This window comes from Pseudomonas ogarae, assembly GCF_014268695.2.
Classification (GTDB): domain Bacteria; phylum Pseudomonadota; class Gammaproteobacteria; order Pseudomonadales; family Pseudomonadaceae; genus Aquipseudomonas; species Aquipseudomonas kilonensis.
In genome coordinates this window covers 1,291,862-1,313,988 of the sequence record NZ_CP077086.1, presented here as the reverse complement: position 1 = coordinate 1,313,988, position 22,127 = coordinate 1,291,862, and the positions used below count along the sequence as shown (strand labels likewise).

At 62.2% G+C, this 22,127-nt stretch carries 22 protein-coding genes; 9 read left to right on the top strand and 13 right to left on the bottom strand.

Annotated features, from left to right (window positions below):
• Positions 1 to 5: 5 nt before the first annotated feature.
• The 8 genes from lptC to HU749_RS05525 all read left to right on the top strand — a co-directional run bounded on the left by lptC (position 6) and on the right by HU749_RS05525 (position 5,507).
• Entirely contained in the window at positions 6 to 575 is a 570-nt protein-coding gene (gene lptC / locus HU749_RS05560; RefSeq protein WP_079302658.1) for an LPS export ABC transporter periplasmic protein LptC, read from the top strand.
• Entirely contained in the window at positions 562 to 1,110 is a 549-nt protein-coding gene (gene lptA / locus HU749_RS05555) for a lipopolysaccharide transport periplasmic protein LptA (protein WP_095963076.1), read from the top strand. The genes lptC and lptA overlap by 14 nt, the downstream gene beginning before the upstream one ends.
• A complete protein-coding gene (lptB, locus tag HU749_RS05550) occupies positions 1,110 to 1,835 on the top strand; it encodes an LPS export ABC transporter ATP-binding protein (RefSeq protein ID WP_018614004.1) in 726 nt (241 codons plus the stop codon). Before lptA ends, lptB begins: the two co-directional genes overlap by 1 nt.
• A gap of 164 nt (positions 1,836 to 1,999) precedes the next feature.
• Entirely contained in the window at positions 2,000 to 3,493 is a 1,494-nt protein-coding gene (locus HU749_RS05545; RefSeq protein WP_079302660.1) for an RNA polymerase factor sigma-54, read from the top strand.
• Positions 3,494 to 3,570: 77 nt separating this feature from the next.
• Complete coding sequence (gene hpf / locus HU749_RS05540; RefSeq protein WP_003178005.1) at positions 3,571 to 3,879, top strand: ribosome hibernation-promoting factor, HPF/YfiA family; 309 nt, start codon at positions 3,571 to 3,573, stop codon at positions 3,877 to 3,879.
• A gap of 12 nt (positions 3,880 to 3,891) precedes the next feature.
• The gene (gene ptsN / locus HU749_RS05535; protein WP_018613999.1) at positions 3,892 to 4,356 is read left to right on the top strand and encodes a PTS IIA-like nitrogen regulatory protein PtsN; all 465 of its coding nucleotides are present in this window, start codon (positions 3,892 to 3,894) and stop codon (positions 4,354 to 4,356) included.
• Between the two features lie 2 nt (positions 4,357 to 4,358).
• A complete protein-coding gene (gene rapZ, locus HU749_RS05530; protein WP_018613998.1) occupies positions 4,359 to 5,216 on the top strand; it encodes an RNase adapter RapZ in 858 nt (285 codons plus the stop codon).
• A gap of 15 nt (positions 5,217 to 5,231) precedes the next feature.
• Positions 5,232 to 5,507 carry an HPr family phosphocarrier protein gene (locus HU749_RS05525; RefSeq protein ID WP_014336631.1) on the top strand — a complete coding sequence of 92 codons (276 nt, stop codon included), beginning with the start codon at positions 5,232 to 5,234 and terminating at the stop codon, positions 5,505 to 5,507.
• A gap of 88 nt (positions 5,508 to 5,595) precedes the next feature.
• On the opposite strand, the gene HU749_RS05520 is transcribed toward HU749_RS05525, so the two are convergent.
• The 6 genes from HU749_RS05520 to pmbA form a co-directional block, all read right to left on the bottom strand.
• On the bottom strand, positions 5,596 to 6,486 hold the full coding sequence (locus tag HU749_RS05520) for a ZIP family metal transporter (RefSeq protein WP_014336630.1): 891 nt from the start codon (positions 6,484 to 6,486) through the stop codon (positions 5,596 to 5,598).
• 19 nt (positions 6,487 to 6,505) lie between these two features.
• The gene (locus HU749_RS05515) at positions 6,506 to 7,129 is read right to left on the bottom strand and encodes a superoxide dismutase (RefSeq protein ID WP_014336629.1); all 624 of its coding nucleotides are present in this window, start codon (positions 7,127 to 7,129) and stop codon (positions 6,506 to 6,508) included.
• Between the two features lie 2 nt (positions 7,130 to 7,131).
• Positions 7,132 to 7,572 carry a DUF2753 family protein gene (locus tag HU749_RS05510; protein ID WP_014336628.1) on the bottom strand — a complete coding sequence of 147 codons (441 nt, stop codon included), beginning with the start codon at positions 7,570 to 7,572 and terminating at the stop codon, positions 7,132 to 7,134.
• Between the two features lie 28 nt (positions 7,573 to 7,600).
• Positions 7,601 to 8,977: a class II fumarate hydratase gene (locus HU749_RS05505; protein ID WP_046063850.1), complete on the bottom strand. Its 1,377-nt coding sequence runs from the start codon at positions 8,975 to 8,977 to the stop codon at positions 7,601 to 7,603.
• Positions 8,970 to 9,365: a hypothetical protein gene (locus tag HU749_RS05500; protein WP_014336626.1), complete on the bottom strand. Its 396-nt coding sequence runs from the start codon at positions 9,363 to 9,365 to the stop codon at positions 8,970 to 8,972. The genes HU749_RS05505 and HU749_RS05500 overlap by 8 nt, the downstream gene beginning before the upstream one ends.
• Positions 9,366 to 9,621: 256 nt before the next feature.
• Positions 9,622 to 10,968, bottom strand: a complete 1,347-nt coding sequence (gene pmbA, locus HU749_RS05495) for a metalloprotease PmbA (protein ID WP_046063849.1) — start codon at positions 10,966 to 10,968, stop codon at positions 9,622 to 9,624.
• Between the two features lie 252 nt (positions 10,969 to 11,220).
• On the opposite strand from pmbA, the gene yjgA reads away from it, so the two are divergent.
• On the top strand, positions 11,221 to 11,745 hold the full coding sequence (gene yjgA / locus HU749_RS05490) for a ribosome biogenesis factor YjgA (RefSeq protein WP_014336624.1): 525 nt from the start codon (positions 11,221 to 11,223) through the stop codon (positions 11,743 to 11,745).
• Between the two features lie 46 nt (positions 11,746 to 11,791).
• Here the strand turns inward: yjgA and tldD are convergent, their stop codons facing one another.
• The 7 genes from tldD to mreC all read right to left on the bottom strand — a co-directional run bounded on the left by tldD (position 11,792) and on the right by mreC (position 22,040).
• Complete coding sequence (gene tldD, locus HU749_RS05485; protein ID WP_095963075.1) at positions 11,792 to 13,234, bottom strand: metalloprotease TldD; 1,443 nt, start codon at positions 13,232 to 13,234, stop codon at positions 11,792 to 11,794.
• Between the two features lie 5 nt (positions 13,235 to 13,239).
• Positions 13,240 to 14,103 (bottom strand): carbon-nitrogen hydrolase family protein, encoded by an 864-nt coding sequence (locus HU749_RS05480; RefSeq protein WP_079302664.1) that lies wholly within the window; start codon positions 14,101 to 14,103, stop codon positions 13,240 to 13,242.
• A gap of 162 nt (positions 14,104 to 14,265) precedes the next feature.
• Complete coding sequence (locus HU749_RS05475; RefSeq protein ID WP_186650104.1) at positions 14,266 to 18,069, bottom strand: YhdP family protein; 3,804 nt, start codon at positions 18,067 to 18,069, stop codon at positions 14,266 to 14,268.
• 60 nt (positions 18,070 to 18,129) lie between these two features.
• Positions 18,130 to 19,587, bottom strand: a complete 1,458-nt coding sequence (rng, locus tag HU749_RS05470) for a ribonuclease G (protein ID WP_003177988.1) — start codon at positions 19,585 to 19,587, stop codon at positions 18,130 to 18,132.
• 56 nt (positions 19,588 to 19,643) lie between these two features.
• Complete coding sequence (locus tag HU749_RS05465) at positions 19,644 to 20,240, bottom strand: Maf family protein (RefSeq protein ID WP_095963073.1); 597 nt, start codon at positions 20,238 to 20,240, stop codon at positions 19,644 to 19,646.
• A gap of 163 nt (positions 20,241 to 20,403) precedes the next feature.
• Positions 20,404 to 20,892 carry a rod shape-determining protein MreD gene (mreD, locus tag HU749_RS05460; protein WP_003197820.1) on the bottom strand — a complete coding sequence of 163 codons (489 nt, stop codon included), beginning with the start codon at positions 20,890 to 20,892 and terminating at the stop codon, positions 20,404 to 20,406.
• A complete protein-coding gene (mreC, locus tag HU749_RS05455) occupies positions 20,889 to 22,040 on the bottom strand; it encodes a rod shape-determining protein MreC (protein ID WP_095963072.1) in 1,152 nt (383 codons plus the stop codon). Before mreC ends, mreD begins: the two co-directional genes overlap by 4 nt.
• Between the last annotated feature and the right edge of the window lie 87 nt (positions 22,041 to 22,127).

Below are 22,127 nucleotides of genomic sequence, written 5' to 3'. Positions count from 1 at the left end.
CACTTATGCTGAGCAAGAAGATTCGCACCATCGTGGTGTTCGGCTGTATCGCGGCGCTCTTTGCTGCGGTGGGCTACTGGAACATCAGCCCCGAACGGTTTCTCGACCGGCCTGCGACCCAGATCGAGGAAAAGATCGACTGGTACGCGACCAACACGCATACCCTGCAGTACCTGCCCGACGGCAAAGTGCAATATGAGATGACGTCCGACAAGGTCGACCACGTAAAGGCCACTGACATTACGCTGGTCACCAAGCCCGACCTGAACATGTTCCGCGGCACCGATTTTCCGTGGCACGTGCAGAGCGAGCACGCCGAAGTCAATTCCGGCGGCACCGAAGTGGAACTGATCGACTCGGTACGCATCGCCCGAACCGACGAGAAAAACCGCACGACCATCATCACCAGCACGCGCATGACCGTGTTCCCACAGCAAGAATATGCGCAGACCGAGCAACCCGTTAGAATCGACGGCGCCGGGGGTGTATCGACCGGCACGGGAATGAAAGCGTATTTGAAGGAAAGCAGGATACACCTGCTATCGAACGTAAGAGGACAGTATGAAGCTCGCTAAAACCCTCCCTATTTTGCTCAGTCTGGGCGCAGCACTGGGAAGCGCGAGCGCCTGGGCTCTTCCCACCGACCGCGACCAGCCTATCCGCATCCAGGCCGACGACGCCCAGCTCGATGACAAGAATGGCGTCGCCACCTATAAGGGCGACGTAATCATCACCCAGGGCTCGATGAAGGTCACCGGCAATACCGTGACCATCACCCGCACCCCGTCCGGCGACATCGACGTAGTGACCTCCGTGGGCAACCTGGCCTATTTCGAGCAGATGCAAACCGCAGGCGATACCAAGCCTGTGCAGGGCTACGGGGTCACCATCCAGTATCACGCCTCACAGGATCGTGTCGTCCTGATCGACCGCGCCAAGGTCGTCGACAAGGACAACAACGTGACCCAAGGCGAGAAAATCGTCTACGACACCAACAAGAAGCTCGCCAGCGCCGGTCGCGCCACCGGTAGCAAGGTGACCGAGTCGCGTCCGCGGATCGACATGGTGATCCAACCGAAAAAGAAAACCGACGAGCAGAAGGCCCAGTAATGGCAACTCTGAAAGCTCAGCACCTGGCCAAGAGCTACAAGAGCCGTCAAGTCGTGCGTGATGTCAGCCTGTCCATCGACAGCGGCCAGATCGTCGGCCTGCTCGGCCCCAACGGCGCGGGCAAGACCACTTGCTTCTACATGATCGTCGGCCTGGTCCAGGCCGATCAGGGTCGCGTGCTGATCGACGACCTGGATGTCAGCCACCAGCCGATGCACGGCCGGGCGAAGGCCGGTATCGGCTATTTGCCGCAAGAAGCGTCGATCTTCCGCAAACTGTCGGTTGCCGACAACATCATGGCCATCCTCGAGACCCGCAAGGAACTCGACAAGGCCGGTCGTCGCCAGGAGCTGGAAAGCCTGCTGCAGGAATTCCACATCAGCCACATTCGCGACAACCTGGGCATGAGCCTGTCCGGTGGCGAGCGGCGCCGCGTGGAAATCGCCCGCGCCCTGGCCACCGCACCGAAGTTCATCCTGCTCGACGAACCGTTCGCTGGCGTGGACCCCATCTCGGTGGGCGACATCAAGCAGATCATTCATCACCTCAAGGCCAAGGGGATCGGCGTGCTGATCACCGACCACAACGTGCGCGAGACGCTGGACATCTGCGAAACCGCCTACATTGTCAATGACGGCCAGTTGATCGCCGAAGGCGACTCCGCAGCTATCCTGGCCAATGACCTGGTCAAGGAAGTGTATCTGGGCCATGAGTTCCGCCTGTAAGGACAAGTGTCTGGCGACTTGCCCGAGCGTCGTTTAATTTTATTATGGCGACGCTCTAGGCAAACACTTCAGTTTCAGGCATATAATTTGCTTAAGTTTGGCGCTTCGGCGCCCTGTAGTGGATGGCGCATGTGCGCCGGCGAATAAGGTGTTAAGCCCCTGCCATGAAACCATCGCTAGTCTTGAGAATGGGCCAGCAGCTGACGATGACACCGCAGCTGCAACAGGCCATCCGCCTGCTCCAATTGTCGACCCTGGACCTGCAACAGGAAATCCAGGAGGCCCTGGAGTCCAATCCGATGCTCGAACGCCAGGAAGAAGGCGACGACTTCGATAACGCCGATCCGCTGGCCGACAACGTCGAGCAGAAGACCAACACCGAAATCCCGGAACCGTCCTACCAGGAAGCCGCCCCGACGGTGGATAACCTCGAGGATGGCGAATGGAACGAACGCATCCCCAACGAGTTGCCCGTGGACACGGCCTGGGAAGACGTCTACCAGACCAGCGCCAGCAACCTGCCGAGCAGCGATGACGACGAGTGGGACTTCACCACCCGCACCTCTGCCGGCGAAAGCCTGCAAAGCCACCTGCTGTGGCAGCTGAACCTGGCGCCGATGTCCGACACCGATCGCCTGATCGCCGTAACCCTGATCGATTGCATCAACAACCAGGGCTACCTGGACGAGACCCTCGACGAAATCCTCGAAGCATTCGACCCCGAGCTCGACATCGAGCTGGACGAGATCGAAGCCGTCCTCCATCGCATCCAGCAGTTCGAGCCGGCCGGCATCGGCGCCCGCAACCTGGGTGAGTGCCTGTTGCTGCAACTGCGCCAGTTGTCCGCCAAGACACCATGGCTGGCCGAAGCCAAGCGGCTGGTCACCGATTACATCGACCTGTTGGGCGGCCGCGACTACAGCCAACTGATGCGTCGCATGAAGCTCAAGGAAGATGAGCTGCGCCAGGTCATCGAACTGGTGCAGAGCCTCAACCCGCGCCCCGGCTCGCAGATCGAATCCACCGAGCCCGAATATGTGGTCCCCGACGTGATCGTGCGCAAGCACAATGATCGCTGGCTGGTGGAGCTCAACCAGGAGTCAGTGCCCAAGCTGCGCGTCAACGCCCAGTACGCCGGCTTCGTCAAGCGCGCCGACACCAGCGCCGACAACACCTTCATGCGCAACCAGTTGCAGGAAGCGCGCTGGTTCATCAAGAGCCTGCAAAGCCGCAACGAAACCCTGATGAAAGTGGCCACCCAGATCGTCGAGCATCAGCGCGGCTTCCTGGAGTACGGCGATGAGGCGATGAAACCGTTGGTCCTGCATGACATTGCCGAGGCAGTGGGCATGCACGAGTCGACGATTTCCCGGGTAACCACCCAAAAATTCATGCATACCCCCCGGGGCATCTATGAATTGAAATACTTTTTCTCCAGCCATGTCAGCACCTCCGAAGGCGGCGAATGCTCGTCCACGGCCATCCGCGCGATCATCAAAAAACTGGTGGCCGCGGAAAATCAGAAAAAGCCGTTGAGTGACAGCAAGATCGCTGGTTTACTGGAGGCACAAGGCATTCAGGTGGCCCGCCGTACCGTCGCCAAGTACCGCGAATCCCTCGGGATCGCGCCTTCGAGCGAACGCAAGCGGTTGATGTAACAAGGCCACGCCACAGCGTTCCAGTGGCAGGCATTTCTGCCTGCCGCTTTATGCACTGGCAACGAAGGAGAAGCTGTATGCAAGTCAACATCAGTGGACACCAACTGGAAGTGACCGAACCCCTGCGCACCTACATCGGCGAAAAACTCGACCGATTGGAGAGGCATTTCGACAAGATCACCAACGTGCAAGTCACGATGAACGTCGAGAAACTGCTGCAGAAAATCGAAGCCACGCTGCATATCCCCGGCGGAGAAGTGGTTGCCAACGCAGAGCACACAGACATGTATGCCGCGATTGACCTGCTGACCGACAAGCTGGATCGCCAACTCAAAAAGCATAAGGAAAAGACCCAGAGCCTCCTCCAGGGCGCGACCGGTCGTTAACCCCCCTAATCCATGATCCGACTAGAAACCATCCTGACCCCCGGCCGTTCCCAAGTGAACGCGCCGGGCGGCAGTAAAAAGAAAGCCCTCGAACAAATTGCCAACCTGATCCACCGCGAAGTGCCGGATCTGGAAATGCAGGACGTCTTCGAGGCCCTGGTTGCCCGTGAAAAACTCGGTTCCACCGGTTTTGGCAACGGCATCGCCATTCCTCACTGCCGTCTCAAGGGTTGTGCCGCGCCGATCAGCGCGCTGTTGCACCTTGAAACCGCCATAGATTTCGACGCCATCGACGGCGCCCCGGTCGACCTGCTGTTTGTATTGCTGGTACCGGAAGCGGCGACCGATGCGCACCTCGAGCTGCTGCGCCAGATTGCCAGCATGCTGGACCGCAAGGAAGTGCGCGAAAAACTGCGCAGCGCACCGAGCAACGAAGCGTTGTACCAGGTTGTCCTGGACGAGCAGAACGGTCATTAAAAATGCGCATGATCATTGTCAGTGGCCGCTCCGGCTCCGGTAAAAGCACAGCCCTCAACGTGCTTGAGGACAGCGGCTACTATTGCATCGACAACCTGCCCGCCGGCCTGCTGCCGGAACTGGCCGAGCGCGCCCTGATCCACACCGAGCTGGCACAACCGCTGGTAGCGGTGTCCATCGACGCACGTAACCTGCCAAGCCACCTGTCGCGCTTTCCTGAACTGCTCGAGGAAGTGCGCAGCCGGCATATCCAGTGCGATGTGCTGTACCTGGATGCCGATGAAGAAACACTGCTCAAGCGTTTTTCCGAAACCCGCCGGCGCCACCCGCTGAGCAATGCCAACCGTTCCCTGGCCGAAGCCATCGAGGACGAAAGCCAGCTACTGGGTCCGATCGCCGACCTGGCGGACCTTAAGGTCAACACCACGCACCTGAACCTGTATCAGTTGCGCGACACGATCAAGCTGCGCCTGCTCAACCAACCCGAGCCGGGCACGGCGTTCCTGGTGGAGTCGTTCGGTTTCAAACGTGGCATGCCAGTAGACGCCGACCTGGTGTTCGATGTGCGCTGCCTGCCCAATCCCTATTGGAAACCGGAATTGCGCGAGCAGTCCGGGCTCGACCAACCAGTGATCGACTACCTGGCCGCACAGCCGGATGTCGAGGAAATGTATCAGGACATCTCCAGCTACCTGCTCAAATGGCTGCCCCGCTTTGCCGCGAGCAACCGCGCCTATGTCACGATCGCCATTGGTTGCACTGGTGGCCATCACCGCTCCGTCTACCTGACCGAACGCCTGGGTCAGCTCCTGCAACAGTCCCTGAAGAACGTCCAGGTTCGCCACCGCGACCTCAGCTAAAGGATTCACATCGCGATGCCTGCTCAGGAAATTGAAATCATCAACAAGCTGGGCTTGCATGCCCGAGCGTCGGCCAAGTTCGTCGGCGTCGCGGGCCAGTTCAAGGACACCACCATCAGGGTCGGTCGCACGCCAGAGTCTACGGTCGACGGTAAAAGCATCATGGCGATGATGATGCTCGCCGCCGGCAAGGGCACCAGGATCCACCTGCACACCGAAGGTGATCAGGCGCAGGAAGCGATGGATGCCTTGGTTGACCTGATCAACAGATACTTCGACGAAGGCGAGTAACTAACCAAGTCCCAAGGCGGATTTTTTGTGGCGAGGGGATTTATCCCCTCACCACAGATAAATCACATCACCACAGATCAGCCACTTGTCACGCCAACGCCGTATCCAGCACCATCATCAAACAAAATCCCAGCAACAGCCCCAGGCTCGCCAGTTTCTCGTGACCATTGCGACGGGATTCCGGAATGACCTCGTGAGTCACCACCAGCAGCATCGCCCCGGCCGCCAACGCGAGCCCCAGGGGTAATAGCATCTCGGCAAGGCTCACCAGCCAGGCGCACAGCAGCGCGAACACCGGCTCGACCAATCCTGATGCCGCGCCAATCAGGAACGCCTTGACCCGAGACATTCCCGCCGCAGCCAGCACCAACGCGATTACCAGTCCTTCGGGTACATCCTGCAAGGCGATGCCCATCGCCAGGCTGTCGGCATCCGGCATGCCACCACCCGCCGACACGCCCACCGCCATGCCTTCGGGAATGTTGTGGGCGATGATGGCAAACACGAACAGCCAGATCCGCGGCGCAATGATCGGACGTCCTGGCGCCGCGACCAGCCTTTCGGGGCTGGCCGAGACCTTGCGGTCCACCAGGTACAGCCCGAACGCCCCTGACATAATGCCAAAACAGATGAGGCCACTGGCCGCCCACGGCGTTAACCCCAACTGCTCGGCCGCGACGATGCCCGGCACGATCAGCGAGAACGCCGTGGCCGCGAGCATCACCCCGGCACCAAAACCCAGCAGCGAATCGCTGACGGCCTGGGGCATGCGCCGAATGACCAACACCGGCACGGCTCCCAGCGCGGTGCCCAAGGCGCAGAGCCCGCCGCCCTCAAGCGCACGCAGCAGCCTGGGCTCCAGGTCCAGCCATGCCAGGCCCTGCGCCGCCAACAACGTCATCCCGGCCAACAGCAACAACGATCCCAAGGCGTAGCGGAACATCCGTCCGCTTCCAATCGCCAGTGTTTGAGTATCCATAGTCAGCCTTGGGTTGTTTTCATGAAGGACTCGAAGCCAGCGCAGCCTGGTAGCGTCGGGCGACCTCAGGCCAGTTGATCACGTTGTAGAAGGCGCTGATGTATTCCGGACGACGGTTCTGGTAGCGCAGGTAATAGGCGTGCTCCCAGACGTCCAGGCCAAGAATCGGCGTATTGCCCTTCATCAGCGGGCTGTCCTGGTTGCCACTGCTTTCCACCACCAGGGTCTTTTGCGGGGTGACGCTCAACCAGGCCCAGCCGCTACCGAAACGGGTCAGCGCTGCTTTGGTGAAGGCTTCCTTGAAACCCTCGATACCGCCCAGTTGTGCTTCGATCGCCGCCGCCAGATCACCCTCGGGTTGGCCGCTGCCCCGGGGCGTCATCACTTCCCAGAACAACGAATGGTTGGCATGGCCACCGCCCTGGTTGATCACTGCGGCCTGCAGGCTTGGCGGCAACTGCTCCACGCTGGACACCAGTTTTTCGATGGGCCAACCGGCATATTCGGTGCCGTCCACCGCCGCGTTGAGGTTATTGATGTAAGTCTGGTGATGCTTGGTGTAGTGGATCTCCATGGTTTGCGCATCGATGTGCGGCTCCAGGGCGTCGTAGGCGTAGGGCAATGCAGGCAAGGTAAAAGCCATGTTCAATGGACTCCATGATGAAGGGGGGCATTGCGCTGCCGGGGCGCAGCAGCGTTGCAGTGCAGCAAGCGCTGGGTGCGTGGGTATTCACCGTGCTCACTGATGAAATTCAGCAGTTCGACATAGGTCTTGTGGCTCTGGCGCAGCGCGGCGGTGCGCAGGGCCGGCGCCAGCCGCTCGTCCTGGATCGTCTGCAACAACCGTTGGTGGATCGCGCACAGGTATTCGGCGCTCTCCTCCGGCTGGTTCAGGCGCAAGTGCAGGTCCGCCAGGTTGTGATGGGAGACGACGCACGCGGCCACGGCTTCGTCGGCATCCGCCCAGCGCTCGAACAACACCTGGGCCAGCGCCAGGGCTTGCAGATAGGCTTCGCGGGCGTCTACCAGCTCGCCCAGCATGAAACAGCGATTGGCCCGTTCGATCGTACGTTTCCAGTGTTCCATGATGAGTCCTCCACACAGGTGTCGGGGTTTACACGCCGCCGGCGGTGAGCTTCTCCGGGTCCAGCAGGACTTCGAGTTCGCTGCGTGTCAGGTCGGTGTGCTCCAGGGCGACATCGATGACCGGCCGACCTTGCTGGTAAGCTTTCTTGGCGATTTCAGCGGCCTTCTGGTAACCGATGATCGGATTCAGCGCGGTCACCAGGATCGGGTTGCGCGACAACGCTTCCTTGAGCCGGGCCTCGTTGACCTTGAACGTGGCAATGGCCTTGTCCGCCAGCAAGCGGCTGGCGGTGGACATCAAGGTGATGCTGCTCAGCAGGTTCTGAGCGATGATTGGCAGCATCACGTTCAACTCGAAGTTGCCCGATTGACCGGCGAGCGTGATCACCGTGTCGTTGCCGATCACCTGGGCCGCCACCATCGCGGTGGCTTCAGGTATGACCGGGTTGACCTTGCCGGGCATGATCGAGGAGCCCGGTTGCAAGCCTTCGAGCTCGATCTCGCCTAGGCCTGCCAGCGGCCCGGAATTCATCCAGCGCAGGTCGTTGGCGATTTTCATCAGCGACACGGCAGTGGTCTTGAGCTGCCCGGAAACCGCTACGGCGGTGTCCTGGGAGCCGATCAGCGCGAACAGATTCTTGCCCGGGGTGAATTGCACCTGGGTCAATTGCGTCAGTTGCTGGCTGAACAGCTCGGCGAAACGTGGATGGGCATTCACCCCGGTGCCGACCGCCGTACCACCCTGGGCCAGGGATTGCAGGCTCGGCAGCACATCCTGCAAATGGCCGATATTGGCCTTGAGTTGCTGCGCCCAACCGTCGAGCACCTGGCTCAGGCGCACCGGCATGGCATCCATCAGATGGGTGCGACCCGTTTTGATGAATGGGTGGACCTCTTCGGCCTTGCGCTCGATCACCTGCACCAGGTGCAACAGCGCCGGCAGCAGTTGCTCATGCAAGGCCAGGGCAGCGCTGACATGAATGCTGGTGGGGATGATGTCGTTGCTGCTCTGGCCGCAATTGACGTGGTCGTTCGGGTTGACCGTCTCTCCCAGCAGGCGGCTGGCGAGGGTGGCGATCACTTCGTTGGCGTTCATGTTGGAGCTGGTGCCGGAGCCGGTCTGGAAGATATCCACCGGGAAATGATCCATGAAACGGCCTTCGAGCAGCCCCAGTGAAGCATCGACGATCGCCTTGCCCTGGGCCGCGCTGATTTGTTCCAGCTCTACGTTGGCCCGAGCGGCGGCGGCCTTGGCCAGGATCAGGGCGCGAATGAATTGCGCCGGCATACGCTGGCCGCTGACCGGAAAGTTATCCACGGCGCGCTGGGTCTGGGCGCCATAGAGGGCATCCGCCGGGACTTGCAGCTCGCCCATGCTGTCGCGTTCGATACGGGTATTACTCATCGGGAGATCCTTGCACCAGTTCAATAAGAGGAATCGACGGTTCCAGGGCGCAGGTCGCCAGCGCCCAGGCATGGCTCTGCCAGCGCTTGAGGCGGCAGCGGCACAGTGACTGTTGCTCGAGGTCGCGCAATGGGCGCCAGGCCTGGTCGAGGCAGAGATTGCGCCAATGCCAGGGCAGCGCGACATCCGAGGCGGTGTCGAGCAGCAGCCGAAACGCGGTCTCGGAGATCATCCATGGTGAAGTGGCGGTGCAGCCGGCCAGATAGCGGCCCTCGGCCAGGTAGTGCTCGATCAGCCGCGGCTCGTCCGGGTTCATCGCGCAACGGATCTGGCGGCTCATCCAGCGCCAGCTTTCAAGGTAGGGTTGTTCGTGCAGGGCAGAACTCATGACCGGGGCTCACTCGGCTAATGAGATTCATTATTAGATGATAATAAGAAGCAACACAACCGTTAGACCGCACAAATTCATTGTGGCGAGGGAGCTTGCTCCCGCTCGGTTGCGCAGCGACCGCAAGATCTTGGGGTCGCTTCGCGGCCCAGCGGGAGCAAGCTCCCTCGCCACAAAAGCGCCCTCGCCACAGGATTTGCGGGTACAAAAAAGGCGCGTCACCCAGTAGATGGCGCGCCTTTTTAAGCGGTGAGCGTCAGCTACCTGCCACCGTCATACGCTCGATCAACACCGAGCCGGTGCGGATGTTGCTGCGCAGTTCCAGGTCGTTGCCCACGGCCACGATCTGCTTGAACATGTCGCGCATGTTCCCGGCGATGGTCACTTCCTGGACCGGGAACTGGATCTCGCCGTTCTCGACCCAGAAACCCGCCGCGCCACGGGAATAGTCCCCGGTGACCATGTTCAGGCCATGGCCCATCAGTTCGGTCACCAGCAGGCCTCGGCCCATGCGCCGCAGCAAGGCCGCCTGGTCTTCTTCGCCATGGGTCACGAACAGGTTATGCACGCCACCGGCATTGGCGGTGCTCGGCATGCCGAGCTTGCGACCCGAATAGGTGCCGAGGATGTAGGACACCAACTCACCATTTTCCACGAACGGCTTGGCGTAGGTGGCCAGGCCGTCGCCGTCGAACGCCGAGCTGCCCATGGCCTGCATCAGGTGCGGACGCTCGTCGATGGTCATCCATTGCGGGAACAGTTTCTGGCCCAGCGCGCCCTCGAGGAACGACGACTTGCGGTACAGGTTGCCGCCGGACACCGCCGACAGGAAACTGCCGAACAGGCCGCCGGCCAGCTCGGCCGAAAACAGCACCGGCACTTCGCAGGTCGGCACCGGGCGCGCGCCCAGGCGGCTGGCCGCCCGTTGCGCGGCTTTCTGGCCGATGCTCACCGGGTCTGCCAGCAAGGTGCCCTGGCGGCTCACGTCGTACCAGTAATCACGCTGCATCTGGCCGTTGGCCTCGGCGATCATCACGCAACTGAGGCTGTGGCGGGTCGATGCATAACCACCGATGAAACCGTGGCTGTTGCCGTAGACCCGGCAGCCCTGGTGGGTATTGAGCGTCGTGCCGTCCGCGTTCTTGATCCGGCTGTCGGCCTCGAATGCCGCCGCTTCGCAACGCAGTGCCTGTTCGATGGCCTGCTCGGGGGTGATGTCCCAGGCGTGGAACAGGTCGAAGTCGCGCAGCTCCTTGCACATCAGCGCAGCATCGGCCAGGCCCGAGGCTTCGTCTTCGGAGGTGTGCTTGGCAATCGCCAGTGCCGCGGCGACGGTTTCGCGAATGGCCTCCGGGCCGCTGGCCGAAGTGCTGGCCGAGCCCTTGCGCTGGCCCACGTACAAGGTGATGCCAAAGCCCTGGTCGCGATTGAATTCGACGGTTTCCACCTCGCGCTGGCGCACCGACGTCGACAGACCCTGCTCCAGCGATACCGCCACTTCACAGGCAGTGGCGCCCTGGCGCTTGGCTTCGGCGAGGATCTGCTCGACTTGTTCCTGCAGTGCCGGCAATGCTTGCGGGCCGACGCTTTGAACTGCACTCATGGTGTTCTCCACTCAAATTCTTCTTTCGGTTAAGGCTTTGTACGTAAAGTGCCTGCGCGACGATCATGCTGCGTTGAAAACAGGCTCGGAATGCTCATTTACAACCAGTAAACTCCGCTTCCTCGCCTGTTTTCGCCTTGCCTGATCGCCGCTCGGCGACTTTTCGTACAAACCCTTGGCCTTCGAGCGACCGGGCCGGACAAGCGGCCCCCGACTGGTTATCATGGCGGCGTTTCTTTGCGGACTGCCACCATGGTTGATTCTTACGACGACTCCCTCTACGAGGGTGAAAAAAGCAAATCCCAGGTCAAACGCGAGCTGCATGCTCTGGTTGACCTCGGCGAGCGCCTGACAACACTCAAGCCTGACTTGCTGGCCAAACTGCCTTTGACCGACGCCTTGCGCCGGGCCCTGGCCGATGCGCCCAAGCACACCGCGAATATCGCGCGTAAACGGCACCTGCAATTCATCGGCAAACTGATGCGCGATCAGGACACTGACGCCATCCTGGTCCTGCTCGATCAACTCGATGCCTCCACCCGGCAGTACAACGAACGTTTCCACAACCTGGAGCGCTGGCGCGATCGCTTGATCGCAGGCGACGACGGCACCCTGGAAAAATTCGTCATCGACTACCCGGAGGCTGATCGTCAGCAATTGCGCTCCCTGATTCGTCAGGCCCAGCACGAACTGGCGCAGAACAAGCCACCGGCCTCGAGCCGTAAAATCTTCAAGTACATCCGTGAGCTGGACGAAACCCAACGCGGCCTGCGCTGAGTAACGCCCACGGGTGGAGGCCCTTGGACTCCACCCGACGCTCCGGTCATGCGCCCGTGCCACCCACGGTAATCGCATCGATCTTCAGGGTCGGCTGGCCGACGCCCACCGGCACCGATTGCCCGTCCTTGCCGCACGTGCCTACACCGCTGTCCAGCGCCAGGTCGTTACCGACCATCGACACTTTGCTCATCGCCTCTGGCCCGTTGCCGATCAGGGTCGCCCCCTTGACCGGTGCGGTGATCTTGCCGTCTTCGATCAGGTAGGCCTCGCTGGTGGAGAACACGAACTTGCCGCTGGTGATGTCCACCTGGCCACCGCCGAGGTTGGCGCAATAGATGCCTTTTTTCACCGAGGCGATGATTTCCGCCGGATCGCTTTGACCACCGAGCATGTAGGTGTTGGTCATGCGCGGCATCGGCAGGTGCGCATAGGATTCACGGCGACCGTTGCCTGTGCGGGCCACGCCCATCAACCGCGCGTTGAGCTTGTCCTGCATGTAGCCCTTGAGCACGCCGTTCTCGATCAGCGTGGTGCATTCGGTCGGGGTGCCTTCATCGTCGACGCTCAGGGATCCACGACGCCCGGCCAGGGTGCCGTCATCGACAATAGTGCAGAGTTTCGAGGCGACCATTTCCCCCATGCGCCCGCTGTAGGCCGAACTGCCCTTGCGGTTGAAATCGCCTTCCAGGCCGTGGCCCACCGCTTCGTGCAACAGCACGCCGGACCAACCTGACCCCAGCACCACCGGCAATGTACCTGCCGGGGCCGGAATGGCTTCCAGGTTGACCAGCGCCTGGCGCAGCGCTTCGCGAGCGTAGCCCATGGCGCGGTCTTCGCTGAGGAAATAACGGTAGTCGGTGCGCCCGCCGCCGCCATGGCCGCCGCGCTCGCGGCGACCGTTCTGCTCGACGATCACGCTGACGTTGAAGCGCACCAGCGGCCGCACGTCCGCCGCCAGGCCGCCGTCGGTGGACGCCACCAGGATCCGTTCCCAGACCCCGGCCATGCTGACCGACACTTGCTGGATGCGCGGGTCGAGGGCACGGGTGGCGACGTCGATGCGCTTGAGCAGCTCGACTTTTTCGGCGCGGCTCATGACTTCAAGGGGGTTATCCGGCGCATACAACTGCGCCACGGCCTGGCTGCTGAACGCCTGGACCGTGCCGTTCTGCCCGGCGCGGGAGATCGAGCGGGCCGCACGGGCAGCAGCGCCAAGGGCTTCGAGGGTGATGGCGTTGCTGTAGGCAAAACCGGTCTTTTCCCCGGACTGGGCGCGCACGCCCACGCCCTGGTCAAGGTTGAAACTGCCTTCCTTGACGATGCCGTCTTCCAGCGACCAGGACTCGGAGATCTGCCCCTGGAAATACAGGTCGGCCGCATCGATGCCCGGGCCAGCCAGGTCGCCCAGCACGCCTTGCAGGCTTTCGAGGGTCACGCCGCCGGGGGCTAGAAGGTGTTCACTGACTGAGGACAACAACCCGCTCATATGATTTACGCCTTGAATTCGTCGTCTTGGACAGGCCGCTGTCGAGCGCCCTGCGAGAAAAAGCGCCGATGGCTGGCCACCGGCATACGCGCCCGGATGGACGCCTGTTCACTGCTGTCGCGCTCGGCCAGCAGCACGGCCTCGCCTTGATCCTGTTGTGCCAGCACACGGCCCCAGGGGTCGACAATCGCGGCATGACCAAAGGTTTCCCGCGGCCCCGGATGCACGCCGCCCTGGGCGGCCGCCAGCACATAGCACTGGGTCTCGATGGCCCGGGCGCGGATCAGCACGTCCCAATGGGCCGCGCCGGTCACCGCGGTAAACGCCGACGGCGCCGTGATCAGTTCGGCCCCGGCAGCCCGCAGCTCGCTGAAGAGCTCCGGGAACCGCAAGTCATAACAGACCGTCAGGCCCACCCGGCCCACGGGGGTATCGGCAACCACCACGTTAGCGCCATAAGCATAGTCATCCGACTCGCGATAGCGCCCGCGATTGTCCGCCACATCCACATCGAACAAGTGCAGCTTGTCGTAGCGCGCGACGATCTGGCCCTGATCGTCGACCAGCAACGAACAGGCATGGGACCTGGCCTCGGGCTGGTCCACTGGCGGCAACGGCAACGTGCCGGCCACAATCCATAACTTGAGGTCTCGGGCGACCTGTTTCAACCAGGGCAGGATCGGTCCCTGACCAAAGGCTTCGGCACGGCCGATATCGGCAATGTCCCGCCGGCCCATCGCCGCGAAATTCTCCGGCAGCACCGCCAGCCTTGCACCGCCTGCGGCAGCCTGCTCCAGCAGCACACGGGCACGGGCCAGATTGGCGAGCACATCGCTTTGGCTGACCATTTGAATCACTGCGACTGGCATGGAGCTTCCCTCTTTTTTATCCTCGCCCAAGGCGGCTGTGGGAGCAAAGCTTGCTCGCGATGAGGCAGGTATATCCAACATACAGGCTGACTGATGCACCGCAATCGCGAGCAAGCTTTGCTCCCACAGGCACATTCCCACAAGGGGCTGGCGTCGAACTCGTCAGAATGGCTTGTCGAAGGTGATCTTCGGTTCTTTCCACGGCCCCTTGACGTCGTATCTTACGCTGGCAAAGCGCGCTACGCGGTCACCGATCAGTTTGTCGATCAGAAACAGCGCCCCACCCACCGCCGGTGCGCCAACGATCAGCGCGGCGATCGGCAGGTTGTTGGTCACCGGCAGCGTCACCAGCAGCTTGGCGTCGACCCGGTCGGCCACCATGTCCAGCGTGCCGTTGAGTTCCAGGTTGCTCGACGGCCCGGTCAGGGTAATGGGTTCGCGGGTCACGTACACACCGTCGCTCGCCACCAGCAGCCCTTTGACCCGGTCGTAGCTCAAGCCCTTGCTGAACAGGTCGGAGAAGTCCAGGCGCAAGCGTCGGCCGATGGAGTTGAAGTTCAGCAGGCCAAATACCCGCAACGCCTGGGCGCTGCCTTCAATTTCAACAAACTGGCCTTTGCTCAGCGACGCGTCGAGGCTGCCGGAAAAACGCTTGGTGGCAACCCACGCCGGCGAGCCGGGCCAGCGGCCATCGACATCCAGGCGGAAGGTCTGGCTGGTCACACTCGGGGCATAACCCCAGTTCTTGAGTACGTCGCCCAGGTTCTTGCCGCTGATACGGCCCTTGTACCAACTGCTGGTGGAACCGGGCGCGCCTTCCCAGCCGCCACTGCCGTTCAACACCATGCCCTTGAGGCCCATGTCCAGATTGTTCAGCGCGATGCCCTTGGCGGTCGGGCGCACTTTCAACGACCACGCACCGATGAGATCAGGGCCCTGGAACAATTGGTCGATGGCAATATCCATGGCCGGGATTTTGCCGGGATCGACCGAGGCCAACGGGTCTGGAGAGTTTTCATCCGCCTGGACCGTCGGGTCTGTGGCCGGCAGGCGAACATAATCAAGCGTGATACCAATCGGTGCGGCCTTTGCATCTGGCAGGCTGACATTGCCCTTGGCCTGCTGGCTGTCGAGCCGCATGGCCCAGGCATCCGGCTTGCGGTCCAGTTGCACCGATGCCTGGTCCAGGGTGGTACCCATGGCTGTGAGCTTGCCAACGGTCAGATCGACGCTGCTGAGCAGTTGCTTGGCGCTGCCGCCCGGATCCTGGCCGGCATACTTGTTCACCAGATCCTGCCAGGGACTCACGTCCAGCTCCGACAGTTTGCCGCGCAGTCGCAGCCCCTTGGCCCCGGGCAGCACCGCATCGCCGGCACCCAGCAACAATTCGCCACGACCGTCGGCGACTTTGCCGCTCGGCGCGGCGTAGGTGAAACTGGCCAAATCGCCATAATCGACCCAGTAACGCCGCTCCGGCCCTTGCAGGGTCATGCGAAACATCGTGTCGCGCCCGGCATTGGCGGCCATGCCGAAAGGCGCCGGCAGGTCGATGGCCACGCCCTTGAGGTTGGAACTGACCGACAACTGGCTATCGGCGCCATCAAGGATCACTTGCAACTGGTAGGGCACGACACCGGACACCGGCAACGGCTGGGTGACGTTCAGCCAACTGGTGAGTTTCTTGATCTCCACCTGTCCGGACGCAGCGACCCGTGTGTTGAGCGCTCCGGCGCGGCCCTCGGCAAAAATCTGTGCGGTCACGGGCCGGTCGAATGCCCGGGCACTGATGCCCTTGCCGCTCAGGCCCTTATTGCTGTCGAAGCGGAAATCGCCCTTGAGCTGGGTCAGCTCCAGCACCGGCTCGCTGAGCTTGAGACGGGCCTTGTCGGTGGCGAAGTCCACCAGGATCTTCGGTTGCTCGCCTTTGACCAGCGGGATATCGAGCTTGACGCTGCCTTGCAGGTCGCCCTCGCCTTCCCAGCCGGCGAATGTCTCTGCGGTCCCGATCGGCGCGGTCTGGAGGATCTTCAAACCGTCGCCCAGGCCTCCGGCGAACCCGCCGTCCAGCAGCAGATGAGAACTCTGCCCGCTGGGTACATGGGGAATGTTCACTGAAACATCCTTGACCTGGGTATCGAGCAATTGCCCTTGGCTGGCGAAGATGCGCACGCCACTGTCTTCGACGAAGACATCGCCGCTGACCTTGCTGACCGAAGGCCAGCCCGGCTGGAACGCCAGCTCGGCGTCATGCACCTTGAAAAACAGGCTGATGCTGCGGTCCGCGTCCCCGGCACCTTTATTCAGCGAGCCTTGGTACTGGAAAAAGCCCTCATCCACCGCGCCCTTGACGATGGCCGTGCGCAGCCACTCATCCAGCGCCGGGCTGAGGACCGCCGGCAGGTACTTGGCGGTGTAGCGCCCGTCACCGTCCACCAGGCCGACCCGCAGGTCCATGTAGTCTTCCTGGCTGTGGTCGAAATGCAGGCGGATCAGGAAGTCGCCGGCAATCCGGCCCTCCTCGCCCAGCACCTTCAGATACGGCGCGATCAGGGTGAAGCCTTGCTTGTCGAGCTTCCAGGTCAGTCGGGCGTTGGCCTGCAAGTACTGCCAGGGCTTGGCGAAAATCGGGTCCAGGTGCAGGGAAAAGTCCTTGCTGTCCATGCGCAGCTCGCCGCCACCGAGGTCGCCGCTCAGGCTGCCGGAGACGTTGCGCGCAGCCGGGGCGCCGCGATAGGCATCAAAGCCGACGGTGTCCAGGTTGGTGGCGAAGCTGACTTTCTGGTCACCGGTATTTTGCGGCCGATAGTCCAACAGCACGTTGCGCAGGGCACCGGTCACCTTGAGACGGTCGATGGTCGTCGCCAGGCCTTCGGACAACGGCGCCAGGGCATTGAGCAACGGCGTGAGCGGAGTCAGGTCGAGGCGGTCGGCCTGCAGGTGCCAGCGCTCCTCGGCCTTTTCGGTGGCGGCACTCTGTTGCAGTTGCAGGCGCGATTCCCAGCGGGTTTCGCCCAGGTTCATCGCCAGGGAATCGAAGGTCGCAGTAAATCCCTGGTCGCCACGCTGGAAATATCCATTGAGCGCCAGGTTATGGATTTGCACCGGCTTGCGCTCGGCGTAGGCACCCTGGATGTCAGGAGCATTCAAGCGCATGACCGCGCTTTGCACCGTACCGCCCCCCCAACTCAGCCAGAATTCGCCACCGGCCTTGATCCGGGAAAAATGCCATTGCTGGGTCAGGCGTTTCGGCAGCCACTTGGACCAGTCGCTTTGCGGCAGGCTCAGGTACGCATCGGCCTGGCCATTCTTCCAGTCGCTGGCGCGCAGGCGGGTACGCAGGTTGATCGCCACCGGCTGGCCGTCCGGCAGGGTCAGGCGTGCCTCCAGGCGCTGGCGGGTGGCGCCGGTGCGCAGGCTCAAGCCGACGTAGGTGAGGGTCAGCGGGGGTTGCTCGACGGGCTGCAAGGTCACCTGGCTATCGAGCAGCGAGAACTTGGAAACCACCTGCATGCGTTCGAGCAATTGCTGCGGATCGAGGGGCTGGTCGTCCTTCACCGGCAGGCCTTCCAGGGCCCATTTGCCGTCGGCGCCCTCCTTGAGGCTGATCTTCAGGCCGCTGACTTCCAGGTGGGCAATACGCACCTGACGTGCCAGCAGGCTATCCCACAGATCAGGCACGGCTCGCACCTGATCCAGGTGCAACGCATTGGGGCCTTCGCCGACCACCACGTCGCGCGCCGCCAGGATCGGCGCCAGGGCGCTCCAGCTACCGTCGAGGCTTCCGATGTGCACAGGCATGCCCAAGGCGACGCTGGCCTGGGTCTCGACCTCGGCGCGGTATTCAGCCACCAGCGGGACCAGCTCCCGACCGAGGCTGACGTACAACGCCAGCAGCACCAGCAACAGCGCGCACAGCCCCAGCCCCCAGCGAGTCAGCGCCGCCAAAATGCGTGTCAGACGCTCCATGTCAGTGGGCTCCCCTGGCAAAGACAATCAAATCCGCGGGCCCGCCGCTTCCCAAGCTCTTCAGAGCAACACCACGTCGTATTGTTCCTGGGAATACATGGTTTCCACCTGGAAGCGAATCGTGCGTCCGATAAACGCTTCCAGCTCCGCGACATTGCCTGACTCCTCGTCGAGCAGGCGATCCACCACTTTCTGGTTCGCCAACACTCTATAGCCGGTCGCCTGATAGGCACGCGCCTCCCGGAGGATTTCCCGGAAGATTTCGTAACACACGGTTTCCGGGGTCTTGAGCTTGCCGCGTCCCTGGCAACTGCTGCATGGCTCGCACAGCACCTGCTCAAGGCTTTCGCGGGTACGCTTGCGGGTCATCTGCACCAGGCCCAGCTCGGTGATACCGATGATATTGGTCTTGGCGTGATCGCGTTCGAGTTGTTTTTCCAGAGTCCGCAGCACCTGGCGCTGGTGCTCTTCATCTTCCATGTCGATGAAGTCGATGATGATGATCCCGCCCAGGTTGCGCAGACGCAGTTGCCGGGCGATGGCCGTGGCGGCTTCCAGGTTGGTCTTGAAGATGGTCTCTTCCAGGTTGCGATGGCCGACGAACGCCCCGGTGTTGACATCGATGGTGCTCATGGCCTCGGCCGGATCGACCACCAGGTAGCCGCCGGACTTGAGCGGTACCTTGCGCTCCAGGGCTTTCTGGATTTCATCCTCGACGCCATACAGGTCGAAAATCGGCCGCTCGCCAGGGTAATGCTCGAGGCGGTCGGCGATTTCCGGCATCAGTTCGGCGACGAACTGGGTGGTCTTCTGGAAGGTTTCCCGGGAGTCGATACGAATTTTCTCGATCTTGGGGCTGACCAGATCACGCAGGGTCCGCAGCGCCAGGCCCAAGTCTTCGTAGATCACGCTGGGGGTGGCGATGGTCTTGATCTGGGCGGCGATCTGGTCCCAAAGCCTGCGCAGGTAGCGGATGTCCATGAGGATCTCATCGGCCCCGGCCCCCTCGGCGGCCGTGCGCAGGATGAACCCACCGGCTTCCTTGATACCTTCTTTTTCCACGCAGTCGCTGACCACCTGCTTGAGGCGCTCGCGCTCGCCTTCGTCTTCGATCTTCAGGGAAATGCCAACGTGAGCGGTACGCGGCATGTACACCAGGTAGCGCGACGGAATCGACAGTTGCGTGGTCAGGCGCGCGCCCTTGGAGCCAATGGGGTCCTTGGTGACCTGTACCACCAGGCTCTGGCCTTCATGCACCAGGGCGCTGATGCTCTCCACGGCCGGCCCTTCGCGCATGGAAATTTCCGACGCGTGGATGAATGCCGCGCGGTCCAGGCCGATGTCGACGAAGGCCGCCTGCATGCCCGGCAGCACCCGCACCACCTTGCCTTTATAGATATTGCCGACGATGCCACGCTTTTGCGTGCGCTCGACGTGGACCTCTTGCAGCACACCGTTTTCAACCACCGCCACGCGCGATTCCATCGGCGTGATGTTGATCAGGATCTCTTCACTCATGGCAGGGTCTCGTTCAGGCATGTTCACGATTATGGCCGCATCAAGTCAGACGGCGCTCAGCGCGCGCTCAAGGTTTGCCAACAGGGTATGCCGAAATGGCCCAGTAGTTCTGCGGTTTCGCACAGCGGCAGGCCGACCACGGCTGAATAACTGCCTTCAAGCCCGGCGACGAACACCGCGCCCAGCCCTTGAATACCATAGCCGCCGGCCTTGTCCCGGGGTTCACCACTGGCCCAGTACGCCGCTGCTTCCTGTTCCGTGATCGACCGAAAGCGCACCAGGCTGCGCACAACGCGGGATTCGCAACGCTGCCCATCCAGTATGGCAATGGCGGTCAATACTTCATGTTCGCGACCGGACAGGCTCAAGAGCATCGTCATGGAATCGGCCTGGTCCACGGGCTTACCGAGAATTCGCCCATCCAGTACCACAGCCGTATCGGCGCCCAACACGCAGCCATCCATGCCGGCGTCCAAGGCTCGCCGCCCCGCCTCGGCCTTGCCGCGCGCCAGGCGTTCGACATAGGCCGAAGGGGTTTCGTGGTCCTGGGGAGTTTCGTCGATGTCCGCGCCGATGGCGGTAAAGGGCACGCCGATCTGCGTGAGCAGTTCACGCCGACGCGGCGAGCCTGAGGCGAGGTAAAGCGGTTTCATCAAGACATCTCCCTAACGCGGCCGGCTTTTGTGGCGAGGGAGCTTGCTCCCGCTGGGCCGCGTAGCGGCCCCAATCTTACGGTCGCTACGCAACCGAGCGGGAGCAAGCTCCCTCGCCACAGGGATATGAGTCACCAAAAAAAGTGTAGATATCCTGAGCGAATCAGTTGATTTTGAAACGCAGGCGCAGGCCACGCAAACCGAAGCTGACCCAGGGCCAGAGCAAGGCGCTGACCAGGGCTGGCAAGACCAGCGCCAGGGTCGGCTGGCGATTGCCGGTCAGCGCGCTGAGCCACAATTGCACCAGTTGCGCCAGGCCGAAGATCACCAGGATCACCAGGCACTGTTGCCACATGGGGAACATCCGCAGGCGTTGTTGCAGCGACAGCACCAGGAAGGTGATCAGCGTCAGGATCAGCGCGTTCTGCCCCAGCAACGTGCCATAAAGTACGTCCTCGGCCAGGCCCAGGCACCAGGCGGTGACCATGCCGACCTTGTGCGGCAAGGCCAGCGCCCAGAAGGCCAGCAACAGGGCCAGCCACAGTGGACGCAGGATTTCCATGAATTGCGGCAGCGGCGAAACGCTGAGCAACAGGCCGATGGCGAAGGTCAGCCAGACCATCCAGCCGTTACCGGATTGGGTACTGCTCATTCTTCTCGTGCTCCCCTGGTGGCTGGCGCAGTGGCCGGCGTGGAGGCTGGCGGTTTGGCGGCGGGCCGGGCTGGTTGAGCAGGCTGCGCGGCGGGCGCGTGGGTAGCCGAGCGGGTCGGTTTCACAGCGGGCGCGGCGGGTGCGCTGGCCGGGGTTGTTGCCGGTGTGGTGGCCGGAGCCGCCGTCGCCGGTGCAGGCACTTGTGGTTTTGGCAGAGTGGCCGGGACAGGCGCCGGCATTGCTGTCGCCGGGGCAGCCGACTCGCCGCCCTGGCGGTCCTGGGCTTCCTGGGCCACGGCGGCATCGTTGGCACGCTCTTCGGGCGTACGGTTGTCGCTGAAGACCAGCAGCAGGTAGCGGCTGCGATTCAATGCAGCCGTCGGCACCGCGCGGACAATGGCGAACGGCTGGCCGGAGTCATGGATGACTTCCTTGACCGTCGCCACCGGGTACCCGGCCGGGAAGCGCTGGCCAAGACCGGAGCTGACCAGCAGGTCACCTTCCTTGATGTCGGCGGTATCGGCCACGTGCCGCAGTTCCAGGCGTTCCGGGTTGCCGGTGCCGCTGGCAATCGCGCGCAAGCCGTTGCGATTGACCTGCACGGGAATGCTGTGGGTGGTATCGGTCAGCAGCAGCACCCGGGAGGTGTAGGGCATCAACTCCACCACCTGGCCCATCAGGCCCCGGGCGTCGAGCACCGGCTGGCCGAGGACAACGCCGTCGCGCTCGCCCTTGTTGATGATGATGCGATGGGTGAAGGGGTTGGGGTCCATGCCGATCAACTCGGCCACTTCGACCTTCTCGTTGACCAGCGCGGAAGAGTTGAGCAACTCGCGCAGCCGCACGTTCTGCTCGGTGAGGGCCGCCAGCTTCTGCATGCGCCCCTGCAACAGCAGGTTTTCGGTCTTGAGTTTTTCGTTTTCGGCGACCAGTTCGGTCCGGCTGCCAAACTGGCTGGCCACACCTTGCCACAAGCGCTGCGGCAGGTCGGTGATCCAGTAGGATTCCATCAACACCAGCGACATCTGGCTGCGTACAGGCTTGAGCAGCGTGAAGCGGGCATCGACCACCATCAGCGCGACCGAGAGCACGGTCAGCACCAGCAGGCGCACACCCAATGAGGGGCCTTTGGCGAAAAGCGGTTTAATAGGCCGCTCCTCCCAGGCAAATGTTTTCTTTATTCATACGGCATCAAACCGGCCTGGATACGAATGACAGAAGATAAACGCCAACGG

Bases quoted from the DNA above. Each gene is read 5' to 3' on its own strand.
- HU749_RS05520 (WP_014336630.1), bottom strand. From the start codon at position 6,486: ATGGATACTCAAACACTGGCGATTGGAAGCGGACGGATGTTCCGCTAC.
- tldD (WP_095963075.1), bottom strand. From the start codon at position 13,234: ATGAGCGGGTTGTTGTCCTCAGTCAGTGAACACCTTCTAGCCCCCGGC.
- HU749_RS05500 (WP_014336626.1), bottom strand. From the start codon at position 9,365: ATGAGTTCTGCCCTGCACGAACAACCCTACCTTGAAAGCTGGCGCTGG.
- lptB (WP_018614004.1), top strand. From the start codon at position 1,110: ATGGCAACTCTGAAAGCTCAGCACCTGGCCAAGAGCTACAAGAGCCGT.
- mreD (WP_003197820.1), bottom strand. From the start codon at position 20,892: ATGAGCAGTACCCAATCCGGTAACGGCTGGATGGTCTGGCTGACCTTC.
- pmbA (WP_046063849.1), bottom strand. From the start codon at position 10,968: ATGAGTGCAGTTCAAAGCGTCGGCCCGCAAGCATTGCCGGCACTGCAG.
- HU749_RS05515 (WP_014336629.1), bottom strand. From the start codon at position 7,129: ATGGCTTTTACCTTGCCTGCATTGCCCTACGCCTACGACGCCCTGGAG.
- HU749_RS05475 (WP_186650104.1), bottom strand. From the start codon at position 18,069: ATGGAGCGTCTGACACGCATTTTGGCGGCGCTGACTCGCTGGGGGCTG.
- HU749_RS05510 (WP_014336628.1), bottom strand. From the start codon at position 7,572: ATGGAACACTGGAAACGTACGATCGAACGGGCCAATCGCTGTTTCATG.
- lptA (WP_095963076.1), top strand. From the start codon at position 562: ATGAAGCTCGCTAAAACCCTCCCTATTTTGCTCAGTCTGGGCGCAGCA.
- ptsN (WP_018613999.1), top strand. From the start codon at position 3,892: ATGATCCGACTAGAAACCATCCTGACCCCCGGCCGTTCCCAAGTGAAC.
- HU749_RS05545 (WP_079302660.1), top strand. From the start codon at position 2,000: ATGAAACCATCGCTAGTCTTGAGAATGGGCCAGCAGCTGACGATGACA.
- lptC (WP_079302658.1), top strand. From the start codon at position 6: ATGCTGAGCAAGAAGATTCGCACCATCGTGGTGTTCGGCTGTATCGCG.
- HU749_RS05525 (WP_014336631.1), top strand. From the start codon at position 5,232: ATGCCTGCTCAGGAAATTGAAATCATCAACAAGCTGGGCTTGCATGCC.
- rapZ (WP_018613998.1), top strand. From the start codon at position 4,359: ATGCGCATGATCATTGTCAGTGGCCGCTCCGGCTCCGGTAAAAGCACA.
- HU749_RS05465 (WP_095963073.1), bottom strand. From the start codon at position 20,240: ATGAAACCGCTTTACCTCGCCTCAGGCTCGCCGCGTCGGCGTGAACTG.
- yjgA (WP_014336624.1), top strand. From the start codon at position 11,221: ATGGTTGATTCTTACGACGACTCCCTCTACGAGGGTGAAAAAAGCAAA.
- hpf (WP_003178005.1), top strand. From the start codon at position 3,571: ATGCAAGTCAACATCAGTGGACACCAACTGGAAGTGACCGAACCCCTG.
- HU749_RS05480 (WP_079302664.1), bottom strand. From the start codon at position 14,103: ATGCCAGTCGCAGTGATTCAAATGGTCAGCCAAAGCGATGTGCTCGCC.
- HU749_RS05505 (WP_046063850.1), bottom strand. From the start codon at position 8,977: ATGAGTAATACCCGTATCGAACGCGACAGCATGGGCGAGCTGCAAGTC.
- rng (WP_003177988.1), bottom strand. From the start codon at position 19,587: ATGAGTGAAGAGATCCTGATCAACATCACGCCGATGGAATCGCGCGTG.